Origin of the sequence: Caballeronia telluris, from assembly GCF_001544495.1 — a bacterium.
GTDB lineage: Bacteria > Pseudomonadota > Gammaproteobacteria > Burkholderiales > Burkholderiaceae > Caballeronia > Caballeronia telluris.
Genome location: NZ_FCNZ02000065.1, coordinates 1 through 11,808, shown reverse-complemented (window position 1 = coordinate 11,808; position 11,808 = coordinate 1). Strand labels below are relative to the sequence as shown.

Sequence of the window (11,808 nt, the reverse complement as noted above, 5' to 3'; positions counted from 1 at the left end):
ACTCGACCTCGTCCTGCTTCACACGGTGGGGGATTTTAGGCGACCACAACTGGGGGAGTTTCAACTGACCGTCCGGGCTACATCGAATCACTGAAACGCAAACAGGGCTGTCTGCGAAAAACAAAGATTCGGAGGAAGCATCATGAAACTCGCAACCATCATCGCCACTGCTGCTCTCGCTATCCTGGCTGTTTCGGCGTTCGCACAATCGAACCAATCGCTAACGCGTGCAGAAGGCGTTGTTGCATAAGTCGAACGTAAGGACAAGATGGCTTCTGCGATCCTGAATTCATGCGATGCGGGTGGACTGCGGGCGTGCGAGCGCCGTCATGCGGTTCAGCACGCCCGCGCGGATCGCTACCTCGGTTGCTTGGGAACCGATGCAGCGCGCCCACAGACGAGTGCCCGTCAGCGTCTTGAGTCGATACATCAGGTTCTCGACGAGCGAGCGCCGGTGGTAGCCGCTGCGCTTCTTCCATTCCTGTCGACCGCTTCGCGCAATGGCGTCAATCGCCTCATTGCGCCAGCTCGCGCCAGGCGTGTTCTCAGACCAGGGCATCGCCCCTTCGCGCGGCGGGATCGACGGTTGAGCATCGCGTGCGGCGATCGCCGCGTGGCATTGCTTGGTGTCGTACGCGCCGTCGCCGCCGATGGTATCGATCGGTTCGTCCGCAGGGATCTGATCGAGCAGCTTGGGCAACACGTCGGCATCGGCGACGTCTTGATGCGTCATCAGCGCAGCGCATACCTGACCGGTCTTCGCGTCCAGTCCCAAGTGCACCTTGCGCCAGGTGCGGCGCTTCGAATAGCCGTGCTTGCGCACCTTCCATTCGCCTTCGCCGTAGAGCTTCACGCCGGTGCTATCGACCACCAGATGCAGCGGTTCGCCGCTGCGCAGGGCGGGCAACCTAACTTTCAGGTCTTGCGCGCGGCGACTCAGCGTCGTGTAATTGGGCACCGGCAAGTCCGCGAATGCGAGTTCGCGTAGGCTATGCGCGAAGCCCTGAAGCGCTCGCAACGGAAGGCGGTACACCTGTTTGAGCCCGAGCAGCATCTGAATCACCGCGTCCGAGTAGGCGTAAGGCCGGCCGCGTTTGGGCAACCGCGTCTCAGTCGTTTTCAGTACGCTCTGCTCGATCCACATCGTCACGTCGCCTCTCGCGATCAAGCCCGCGTTGTACTGCGTCCAGTTCCTGACACGGTATTTCCCCTTGGGCTCACGCGTCTTGTGTTCGTCCTTGCGCATCTTCTCGGCAAAAACCGAGAATCTACGCAATTCGACGCAAAGTTAACAGGGGCACCGCCCCCGACCGTTGCGCGTAAACGTCAGGCCGCCGCGCCGCGCCCGGATATATGCAACAACGCCCGTGCAGAAGTGAACGACGAGCTCGTGCAGGTCGAACGCGCAGGCTACACCCCGAGCATGGACCGCACGACGTATCCGGCAGAGATCCAAGCTGTTGAAGCCAAGGTAGCAGCAGAGCGGCCACGGCTACGGCGGCATTGCAGACGGCTCGTCGGCATCGGGCAGCTTCCGCCCCGCACATACTGGCAACAATGTCGTGACACCGGTATACCGCGCCCACTGAGTAAGACAGAACACCGATAGGGCGTCGGCCCTATATATAAGAAGCTGGCCGCCTGTCGGGATCGACGGACGGCCAGTTTGCTTTTGTACCTCCGCCATCGGATAGTTCGATGGCTTACCCCAGCACCCAATGAGTGCCGGGATTTTTTGCACACGGTAAGAGAGAGGAGTGCGCCTTGAGCAATCATTCATCGTCGGCGTCAAGATTTTCGATGTGCTGCAAAACCTGCTCACGCGCCTCTGCTGCTGCTTTATTCGGGTCTATTGCACGGAGTGCTTTCCGTGATATTTCCTTGCCCAGAGTTTCTCCTTCGCGCTTCACGACCGCGCTGTATGAGAACAATTCAGGGCCTTCGGAGTGAAGGCTAATCTCCACATCGTAGGTCAGCCCCAGCCCATTGCTCCGTGTGTACTGAAAGTCCATGTTGATATTTTCGATCAGTCAGAGTCAGCCTACGTTGGACGGCGGTTGTTCCGAACCGGAGTTTGGACTAGCCCTTGCATGACCGGACATGCAGTCACGCTCAGGTTGGTAAATTTGCGGGTGAACAAGGGTGGGCGGCGACAATTGTCTTGGCCGGTCGTTGACGATTGTTTTGGCCGGTGGTGAGGAGTTGGAGGCGGCGTAGCCGCCGGAGACGACGAACCACCGGCGGCGCCAGGTCGACGGGGCTTTAGGATGGGCTGATCGAAGCTTAAATAAAAAGCGGTCAGCTCATGTCTGGAACCCGCATTACCGACCAACAGGTTCGTCTCTACATGAACAAGCGCAAACACCATCCGCAGGAAGTCGCGGCCGCCAAGACCGGCATCAGCGTGCGTACGGCACGCCGCATCGAGCGCGATGCCACGTTGCCCTCCCAGAAGCCACGCCAATCATGGCGGACCCGCCCTGATCCCTTCGTCGACGTATGGGACAGCGAAGTCGTACCGTTGCTGCGCAACGCGCCCAACCTGATGGGCATCACGATCTTGCGCAAGCTGCAGGATGATCACCCGGATCGATATCCCGATAGCATGCGTCGCACGCTGGAGCGACGTATTCGCCAGTGGCGGGCACTCGAAGGGCCTAGCCAGGAGGTGTTCTTCCCCCAGGAGCATCAGCCCGGCGTGCGCGGACTATCGGACTTCACCGATATGAGCAAGCTGTGCGTGACGATCGGCGGCGCCCCGTTCGGCCACCGGCTGTATCACTTCGTACTGGCGTTCTCGCGCTGGGAGTATGCGAACGTTGTTGAGGGCGGCGAGAGTTTCGAGGCCCTCGCTGCGGGATTGCAGAACGCGCTATGGCAGGCGGGCGGCAGCCCGCACGAACATCGCTCTGACAGCCTGTCGGCCGCCTTCAAGAACTTGCAGGAGCAGGAGGACTTCACGACACGTTATGCGGCGTTACTCGACCATTACGGCATGGAGGGCACGCGCAATAACCGCGGCTTGGGCCACGAGAACGGCAGCGTGGAATCCTCGCATCGGTATCTGAAGGAAGCGGTCGACCAGGCCCTGATGCTGCGCGGCCATCGCGACTTCGATGACCGGGCGGCCTACGATGAATTCATCCGTGAGGTGGTGATGCGCCGGAACCGGCGCAACGCCGCGGCGTTTCGCATTGAGCGCACACAGTTGCAGGATTTGCCTGAACGCCGTACGACTGACTTCGTCGAGGAAGAGGCGCTCGTGACCCGTTGCAGCACGTTCACCGTGCGCGGCATCCTGTACAGCGCGCCGTCGCGCCTGATCGGCCACCGCCTGAAGGTGCGTCTCTACGGCGACCGGCTCGACTGCTATCTGTCGGGCGCGCTGGTGCACAGTACGCCGCGAGGCTCCCGTGCCGCCGACAACCGCCACGCGCTGGATTACCGTCACTTCATCGATTCTCTCAAGCGCAAGCCTCAGGCGTTCAGGGGACTTGCGTTTCGCGACGCGCTGTTTCCGCGCGATGCCTACCGCCGAACCTGGGAGCGGCTGGAGGCGCAACTGACGCAACGTCAGGCATGCAAGACCATGGTAGGGTTGCTCGAACTTGCAGGACACCACGGCGTTGAAGCGTTGCTGGCGCAGCGGCTTGATGCGTTGCTCGTAGTCGGCGAACTGCCCGACCTGAAACAGTTGCGCGACGAATTCGCTCCGCGTGAGGCGCTGTGTCCCGAGGTGGTGGTCGAGATGCCTCCCATCGCAGTCTATGACGAACTGCTCGACAAGGCGGCCGCATGAACGCACCCGCCTATGAGAACGGTCGTCTGGCCCTGATGCTCAACGAGCTGCGCCTGCCCACGATCGGCAGGTTGTGGCCCGAGTTCGCGGAACGCTCTGACAAGGAAGGCTGGCAGGCTTCACGGCTGCTCGGCGCATTGCTCGAGCACGAACTGGCCGAACGCGCCAAACGACGCATCGAGCGCCACCGAACCGAGTCGCATCTGGACCCGACCAAGACACTTGCTACCTTCGACTTCGGCATGGTGCCGATGGTCTCGAAGGCGCATGTCACCGCGCTGGCAACCGGGGAATCCTGGCTGGAGAAAGGCGCCACGATTCTCCTGTTCGGGCCGCCCGGACACGAGACATAATGCTCACCTCCCTATGTCATTGAAGATCAATGGAAAGCTGATTCGGGTCGGCTGATTGCGGACCCTCGATGGCACTTCTTGCTGTGACTAACGCTTCGACATCGACTCGCCGTAAAATCCATGGTGCGCCAAGACACGCCTGCGTGGCAGGCAATCGCTTGATGCGGATCAGCCGGAAGACAGTCGGTGTACTGATGCCTAATAGCGCCGCGACTTCCGTCACGTTCAGTTCATTGCGCTCCTGCCGCTCTCCCTCGCGATACGCTGATATCGCATGGTCTTTGCGCAAGATGCAAATTCGCGCCGCTGTCCATGAAAGGCCTTTCGCCGTGCGTTTGCCTAAACGATTAACGACAGCTGCGATGCCCTGGTCCGCAAGCGTTCGCGCTAAGGCTCGAACAATGTCGATCGTTTCGACGTCAGTGGCCCAGCGATGTTGCCCAGTTCGATTCGTTTCGAATTCGAGCTCGGTGTGATCTCCCCCTTGCCAGTGTAGAAGCGCCCTGATGATGTGGTCCTGCTTCATGACGACAATCTCTTTGAGCACGGTGCGCAAGATACGTTTCTTGATTTCGATCGCACTGGCAGGGTGATTCCACAACCGGGGCAGGTCAGTTCCTAATCTCATGAGCTCATCGCGCGCGGCGCCGCTGAGTGAATCTGCAGGCTGCTCGCGCAGCGCATCCAGTTCGCCTTGCCGCTGCGCTTGTGTTACCAACGCGTCGTTCCACCGACGCTCAAGCTCGGAGGCTACAAGCCGGTTGTCAGGATCGATCGCATCGTACTGCCGACGTGCCCGAGCAGATTCGTAACGTGCCTGCTCGAGCGCCAGTTCCTTCTGCCGGACTCGCTCATCCTCACTCACGCGCTTGCGCTCAATGGCGTTCAGCGATGCGCGAATGCCCAATGGTTCAAGTCGGTGTAGAACTTCCTCAGCTACGCGCTGATCTACGCGCAACGCACCGAACGAGATGCAGCGTGGGCCTCCATGATTGATCATACTGCCCTGACAGCTATAGCGGCCGATGTCGCCCTTGGTGCCTGAATACGCGACGTGCAGCTTGCGACCGCAATGGCCGCAACGAATGAGACCGGCCAACAGCGAACCGCCGCGTTTAACCGCGCCCCGGACCATGTTGCCCTTCATGTTGGCGTTGTCGGTAATCAATTTGCGATTGCTCTCGTACTCGTCCCAGCTAATGTATCCCGCGTGGTGTTCGACGATCAAGACCTGCCATTCTTCGCGATTGACGTGCGTGCCGCTGTACAGCCGCTTGCGACCGCTCTCAATGCGCACAATCGTCTTGGTCTTGCCGAACGCGTATGCCCCGCCGTAGGTGGGATTCGTCAGGACATGCCACAGGGTGTTATAGACCGGTAGTTTCCAGACAATATAACGACCCTCCGGACCGTAGCTCGCCGCCGGTAGCTCGATGCCCTCCTGTCGAAACCAGATTAAAACCTGCCTCACACTACCAAACTCGCGAAACTTCCGAAACACGAGATCGAGTGCTTCACGAATTCGCAGATCCGGATCCTGCTCGATGCGGTTGTTCGGAACACGCATGTAGCCAATTGGTGCGGTCATGAACAGCTCCCCACGCTTGGCCTTCTGATCCAATGCGGCTTGGGAGCGCTGGCGAAACGTCGAGAGTTCCATCTCGGATAACGTGCCCTTCATGCCGAGCAGCAGGCGGTCGTTAGGCTCGCGCGGATCATATACTCCATCTTCATCCACCAGGATCGTTCCGACGAGCCGACAGAATTCGAGCAAGGTGTGCCAGTCACGCCCGTTGCGCGCGAGCCGGGACGCTTCGATGCAGAATACCGCGCCCACCGCGCCGCTACAAAGGGCGGCCAGCAGGCGTTCGAAGCCGGGGCGATGGATACCCGAGCCCGAGCGGCCCAGGTCGTCATCGATGACCGTAACCTCAGGCCAGCCGAGCCCACGGGCGCGATCGGCGAGTCCATACTGCCGTATCTGGCTCTCGTGATTGTGCTGCACCTGGTCCAGCGTCGACTGACGAACGTAGACATAGGCGAGGCGCGAGAGATGCTCAGAGCGGATCTTGTTCATCGCGCACCTCCATCTCGATTGCATTGATCACCGACTGCATCAACAGTGTCAGCTGCTCTACTACTTCCGCTAACACCTCCGCCGGCAGAGGTCCTTCCTCGCTGCTCCCTTCGAACAGATCGTGCTGCTTCATCACCTGTTTGCGCATCACCGTATCCCCTGTGCGTTAGCAACACAGAACAAGATAAAGCGGCGCTGACCAGGCGTTGAAGTTCGATTAACGCCCCGTGCGGTAATTCCGGCTGCGCAACGATAGACATACGAGCTGCTGCGTCGCCCGTCATCCACGGCGGAAGATGAGCGCGAGTGCCATCGGCTTGCATGATGATCAGATACGACTCGCCTCGATAGCGATTCATTCCAATGACATTAACGCGCTCGCCGCAGCGGGGGTGAAACGGATAGCGGACAACGACATCGTCGCAATGATGATGATGATGGGCAGTGTGTTGCGGGTTCGCCTGGTGCCGGTAAGAGTCATCTGGGATCGGCCATCGGGCACGCGCTGATCGACGCTGGCTACCGGGTGCTGTTCACGCGCACCAGCGAACTCGTCCAGAAGCTGCAGGCTGCACGCCAGAGCCTGCAGCTGCCATCCGCGCTCGCGAAGCTCGATCGCTTCGATCTCATCGTCCTGGATGACCTGTCGTATGCGCGCAAGGACCAGGCCGAAACCAGCGTACTGTTCGAACTGATCGCCGAGAGGTATGAGCGCAAAAGTCTTTTAATAACGGCCAATCAGCCGTTCTCTGGCTGGAATGACGTGTTCCCCGACCCCGGCATGACGGTCGCAGCCATCGACCGGCTTGTCCATCACTCGACGATCTTTGAACTGAATGTGGAAAGCTATCGCCGTCGAAAGGCCAGCGACAAACAGAGCGCGCGCCGGCGACAATTACCCAACGACAATTACGATGGAGGCGCGACAACTATGAATTAGCCAGCGACAACTACACCCGTTGACCGGCCAAAATAGTTGTCGCTGACCGGCCGTGCTGCTTGACGCTGTCTACAAGGGTACGCGCAAATTCATATCATAAGCGTCCAGGGTTATACAAACCGGAAAGATCATGCCGTTTCAGGGCGGTTCAGCTGGAACCCCATCTTCTAAACCCTTGGGACCGAGTGTCAAGAAAATGTCAAAAGTGATCCTATTATGACACTTCTTGGCCCTCTCCTTGACAGTCAGGATAGGCTCTACCCTACTTGGACACAGGGCGGATACCGCACTTGTGGTCCAAGCAGAGATGCCTTAATCTTAAAATGCGCCCGCGTGGGGTCACGCTGTGGCGCAGTAGTCATGACGTTGATGCCCGCCCTTACCGGCGGGCTTCTTTTTTGCCTCTCGAACGCCGTCCCCATCAAGTCGAAGTCGAAAGTTTGCGGAGATAACCTCATGTGCTACGGCGAACCAGTCGAATTGTTGAAGGAAGTCATCGACGGCCGCACGCTTCAAATCGACGAGGACAGCCACACTGTGCTCGACGACTTCGACCACTTCTGTGCCTATTCGGGCTGCAATCCCAATGAAGTTAGCGCCCAAGCCTATGCCTGGGCGAAGCTCGCCTTCGTGAGCGCGCGGATCTCAAAGTTGTGAGCATCATTTCGCTGATCGAGCATCCCGATCTGATGCTCGCCACGCTGCACCCGGCGCCGTTCTCAGGCGAGAATTGGATTTTCGAGTTGAAGTACGACGGATTTCGCTGTCTGGTTCGGAAGGTCGGTAGTCGGGTCGAACTACTCTCTCGCAACGGCAAACCCTTGAACAGGTCGTTCCCTGAGGTCGCAGCGGCGATCGAGCGCCTGCCCGGCAGCTTCGTATGGGATGCGGAACTGACCGTCGACGAGCCGATCGGGCGGTCGTCATTCGAGCGCCTGCAACTACGCGCCCGCACGTCGATGGCAATGCGCGTGCGCGAAGCGGCAAGGCTGCATCCCGCTCGGCTCTACGTGTTTGATCTGCTCGCGGCGGGAGCGCGTGACCTTCGGGAGTTGCCCCTGATCCAGAGAAAAAAAATGCTCCGTGACACCTTCGACGACACGGCGGCTCTGATCTACGTCACCGGGGTCGTCGCGGCCGGCGCCTGGGTATTCGATCAGGCGGTGAGGCACGATTTCGAGGGGATGATCGGCAAGCGGCTCGACTCGCCGTACCAGCGCGGACGATCGAACTATTGGCATAAAGTCAAAAACCAGAGCTACAGCCGCCCGGCTGCTCTTGGTTGGGGTCGAGTCTAGCCCCGCTTGAAATCGGTCGAACAGGTGCAGGTACGCTTGCGTGAACTCCCGTTGAAACTCACCGGATATCCCTTGAAGCTGTGCAACAAGGGGAGCGGATCTCGAGGAAGCTCTACTACCCACAGCATTCGGTGGTCGTCCAACCCGCGGCAAGGTTGCGACGATGACTACTGACGGGCCTCGAGCGTCGTTCCTCGACATCGCAGCGTCGCCGAACGGTGGTTAAGCTCCGTTCGGGCACTGGCTACGCCAATTCGAATTGACATAAGTAACATTAGCGACTGTTAATACGGTATCCTTATCAAAAAAACTAGCGAGAAACGACTTTGCGCGTTTGCGCGCTTCAATCCACGCGCTTAAGGGATGACCTTGCTTCCACGCAGTTTCCGGGTTAGGGCGCGCTAGCTGTGACAAGGCTTTCCCTCCGACAATTCGCCTCCAGAGGCTTGTAGCACGTCCAGCGCATGCTGCATGTGCGGGTTCCATGCCATCAGAATGTTCGCGAGCAGCGTCAATACGGAAGACACGGCTGAAAGCGAATCTTCGCGCCGAGCCAATTCGACTGGGATACGGCCAACATGGATCGCGCGTTGGACCACATGCACGGCCTCGCCCCGATTCAACACGTGCTGCAACTCCGTGCGGAAGGAAGTATTCGTGAAGTAATCGATAAGGAAGATGCTACGGAACATCCGACCGATGTGGACGCCTCCGTCATAGACCGGCTGCCCACGCGCTGCTGAGCCGAAGCGGGTTAGGGCTTCAACTGCAGTGCATTCTCCTGAGCGAATCGATGAGGCAATCCTGACAAACTCGTCCCAAACTTCTTCGATGAGATCAAGTCTGACGTCGCGGTCTGTCACGGCACAAAGCTCTTGTGGCACGTCCTAACTGCGAGGAACGTGAAGGTGCTCCAACCCGAAATCTACACGGGAATCAAGAATGCCCCGTGTGTTGATCGTGGCATCGGGCGGGAATGTCGATGCCGCGTTGTTCGCGTCGGCGATCAGCTAAGTTTGAGCTTTTGCGCATGCGCCCGCTTTCGAAGCGGGCGCATACGCTTATGAACGGCGCGCCGCCGCGTCCAGAAACGCAGTCAGCAACGGATGCGGCGCGCCATCACGCGAGGACAGTTCGGGATGCCCCTGCATGCCCGCAAAGAACGGATGCTTATCGGCCTCGATGGCATCGGCGATCGAGCCGCTCTCGTCGTGCGCGCTGACGGTCACGCCGAGCGTCGCGAGCGGCGCTTCGAGCGCCGGATTGAGCCTGTAGCGATGATTGCAGAGAATGCTCGCCTGCGCGCCGAGCATGGCCGCGATACGCGATCCCGGCACTAAGCTTATCGGCCGCAAGCCTGAGCGATGCAACAACACGCCATCCTCGCCAACATGAATCGGCTCGAGGCTGGCGACGCGCGCATCGGGCTGCGCTTCCTTCATGCCGATCTCATCGCTCTTCAACACGAGCCGCGCGATGGCCGTCGCCATTGACTGCATGCCGAGAGACAAACCCACGACCGGAATCGACGCCAGCCAGCCGAAACGCGCGGCCTCGATCTGTCCCGCCACGTGCGCTATGTCCGCGCCGCCCGGCAAAAGAATGCCGTGTGCATCGGCGAGCAAAGTTTCTGCGTTGTCGCGGTCGATGTCCTGTGCCGCGATGAAGCGCACGTCGAGATCGAAGCCGAGCGCATCGGCGGCGTCACCGAGGGCGGCGAGCGTCGCGGGGTATTGCTGATGCTGGTCGCACTCACGGCCTATCAGCGCAATCGTCATCGACGGACCGCTCGCGCGCGATGCGGCTTCTTCCGTGGATCGCCATCTTCCATAGCGATCCCGATGCGCTTGCAAAACCACCCCCGAACCATCTTCGACGAGCTGTGCGCTATCGGCTTCATGAACGACGCGCAACATCTCCACGTCTTCGGCGCATTGCGTAGGAAACGCATCGAACGATTGCACGAGGAGCACGATATTGCGCGTGCGCGCCAGCGAAAAAATCTCATGGCATGGTTCGGCAGTATCGGGCAGGCCCGTGCGCGTGCGCCAGATCAGACCGCTCGCGACTAACCGTCCATCCGCTGTGACGTGCTGATGCGCATCGGGAAACCGCTGTTCGTCGAAACGCACGCCTGCGCAGAGGAGTTCGGCATTCAAAGTCCGGGCGAACAGCGCGGGAAGGGCGCCGAATTGCGCCGGCTCGGGGGTAGCGTCTTCGATGAGATAGAGCATGGAAGGCCATCCGATAAAAGAAAAACCCGCGCCAAGGCACACGTGTCGCGGGCATGGCGTCTGGTGCTTAGGCGCTTCAGACCGCGGTGACAGCGGGTGTCAACGCCGCACACGCGGTCTCGATGCGCCGGCACGCGTCGCGCAGCGCGGGCATCGGAACAGCATACGCGATCCGCACATGGTTCTCCACGCCGAACGCGCTACCGTGCGCCACGCCGACATGCGCCGCCTCCAGCAAATAGTTGGCGAAGTCGAGATCGGTAGCGATGACATCGCCCGAAGGCGTAGTAGCACCTATCGCGCCCGAGCAGTCCACGAAGGCGTAGAACGCGCCATCGAGTGCATCGCAACGCAGGCCGGGGCAGCGTGCCATGGTATCGACCACGAGATCGCGGCAGGTGCGCAACTCATCGATCCATTCGAGCAGGAAATCCGTGCCGCCTTCCAGCGCCGCGAGCGTCGCCGCTTGCGAGATCGTGCTCGGATTCGACGTGCTCTGCGATCGCAGCGTCTGCGTCGCCCGGATTAGCCACGCGGGACCGCCCGCATAGCCGATGCGCCAGCCCGTCATCGAATACACCTTCGATACGCCGTTGACCGTCAGCGTGCGCTCGCGCAGACGCGGTGCGACCTGCACGGGCGTATAGAACGGCTATCCTCACTTGGAAGGATTGATTCAAGCGGAAGGGGAAGCTCTTCGGACCCCGTGGGCCGTCAACGGCCTCAAACTTTGGCGACCCCAATGCGATACTGATTTACGAAAGCGGGCCAGTCGACATGTTGCACCAGCGGGAGATCGTCGACCACCACGACTTTCGCTCGTGCCCGATAAAAAAGAGCGATGCACGTCGCGGGAAAATTATTCCGCGAGGGATAGAGCAGACCGTCGAAGGCTGGGAAGCCGCTGTTGTCGAGCGCCTCGTAAATCTGCCGAGAGATACGCTGCGTGTGGATGTAACGTCGGCTTGCCAGTTGACCGAGAATGAGGCCGAACTCCCGCGCCATCACGCCTGGTGCGGTCATGTCAGCCAAGTTCAGTCGCTCGACTACGCCGACAGCACGCACAATGCGTCCACGAATCTCGCTTAGCGTAATGGTTCGCGAACG

At 59.9% G+C, this 11,808-nt stretch carries 11 protein-coding genes and 3 pseudogenes; 6 read left to right on the top strand and 8 right to left on the bottom strand.

What is annotated here, in order from left to right; translation table 11 throughout:
- Positions 1 to 289: 289 nt before the first annotated feature.
- Together AWB66_RS31360 and AWB66_RS31350 are read right to left on the bottom strand one after the other, a co-directional pair.
- Positions 290 to 1,246, bottom strand: coding sequence for an IS5-like element ISBhu1 family transposase (locus AWB66_RS31360; protein ID WP_087633887.1), 957 nt, complete (start codon positions 1,244 to 1,246; stop codon positions 290 to 292).
- A 526-nt stretch (positions 1,247 to 1,772) separates the two neighbouring features.
- Positions 1,773 to 2,012 (bottom strand): hypothetical protein, encoded by a 240-nt coding sequence (locus tag AWB66_RS31350; RefSeq protein ID WP_087633886.1) that lies wholly within the window; start codon positions 2,010 to 2,012, stop codon positions 1,773 to 1,775.
- 293 nt (positions 2,013 to 2,305) lie between these two features.
- On the opposite strand from AWB66_RS31350, the gene istA reads away from it, so the two are divergent.
- Positions 2,306 to 3,799, top strand: coding sequence for an IS21 family transposase (istA, locus tag AWB66_RS31345; protein WP_087633885.1), 1,494 nt, complete (start codon positions 2,306 to 2,308; stop codon positions 3,797 to 3,799).
- A pseudogene (locus tag AWB66_RS31340) lies at positions 3,796 to 4,140 on the top strand (ATP-binding protein); the annotation flags it as partial. The gene istA and the pseudogene AWB66_RS31340, both read left to right, overlap by 4 nt.
- 28 nt (positions 4,141 to 4,168) lie before the next feature.
- Here the strand turns inward: AWB66_RS31340 and AWB66_RS31335 are convergent.
- Both AWB66_RS31335 and AWB66_RS33890 read right to left on the bottom strand, forming a co-directional pair.
- On the bottom strand, positions 4,169 to 6,229 hold the full coding sequence (locus AWB66_RS31335) for a recombinase family protein (RefSeq protein WP_087633884.1): 2,061 nt from the start codon (positions 6,227 to 6,229) through the stop codon (positions 4,169 to 4,171).
- Positions 6,210 to 6,377, bottom strand: coding sequence for a hypothetical protein (locus tag AWB66_RS33890; RefSeq protein ID WP_159462986.1), 168 nt, complete (start codon positions 6,375 to 6,377; stop codon positions 6,210 to 6,212). The genes AWB66_RS31335 and AWB66_RS33890 overlap by 20 nt, the downstream gene beginning before the upstream one ends.
- Before the next feature lie 148 nt (positions 6,378 to 6,525).
- Here AWB66_RS33890 and AWB66_RS31330 point away from each other — a divergent pair, with 148 nt between their 5' ends.
- The 4 genes and pseudogenes from AWB66_RS31330 (at position 6,526) to AWB66_RS31315 (ending at position 8,467) form a co-directional block, all read left to right on the top strand.
- On the top strand, positions 6,526 to 6,738 hold the full coding sequence (locus AWB66_RS31330) for a hypothetical protein (protein ID WP_087633883.1): 213 nt from the start codon (positions 6,526 to 6,528) through the stop codon (positions 6,736 to 6,738).
- A pseudogene (locus tag AWB66_RS31325) lies at positions 6,684 to 7,169 on the top strand (ATP-binding protein); the annotation flags it as partial. The gene AWB66_RS31330 and the pseudogene AWB66_RS31325, both read left to right, overlap by 55 nt.
- Before the next feature lie 360 nt (positions 7,170 to 7,529).
- Complete coding sequence (locus AWB66_RS31320; protein WP_087633882.1) at positions 7,530 to 7,826, top strand: hypothetical protein; 297 nt, start codon at positions 7,530 to 7,532, stop codon at positions 7,824 to 7,826.
- Positions 7,823 to 8,467, top strand: coding sequence for an ATP-dependent DNA ligase (locus tag AWB66_RS31315; RefSeq protein WP_235021335.1), 645 nt, complete (start codon positions 7,823 to 7,825; stop codon positions 8,465 to 8,467). Before AWB66_RS31320 ends, AWB66_RS31315 begins: the two co-directional genes overlap by 4 nt.
- Positions 8,468 to 8,898: 431 nt before the next feature.
- Here AWB66_RS31315 and AWB66_RS31310 read toward each other — a convergent pair.
- The 4 genes and pseudogenes from AWB66_RS31310 to AWB66_RS31295 all read right to left on the bottom strand — a co-directional run.
- Positions 8,899 to 9,375, bottom strand: a pseudogene (locus tag AWB66_RS31310) (Tn3 family transposase); the annotation flags it as partial.
- A gap of 153 nt (positions 9,376 to 9,528) precedes the next feature.
- Entirely contained in the window at positions 9,529 to 10,701 is a 1,173-nt protein-coding gene (locus AWB66_RS31305; RefSeq protein ID WP_087633881.1) for a glutamine amidotransferase-related protein, read from the bottom strand.
- Positions 10,702 to 10,777: 76 nt separating this feature from the next.
- Positions 10,778 to 11,338 (bottom strand): aminotransferase class I/II-fold pyridoxal phosphate-dependent enzyme, encoded by a 561-nt coding sequence (locus AWB66_RS31300; RefSeq protein WP_087633880.1) that lies wholly within the window; start codon positions 11,336 to 11,338, stop codon positions 10,778 to 10,780.
- Between the two features lie 86 nt (positions 11,339 to 11,424).
- The coding region (locus tag AWB66_RS31295; RefSeq protein ID WP_143328372.1) for an RES domain-containing protein at positions 11,425 to 11,808 on the bottom strand (384 nt) is incomplete at its 5' end.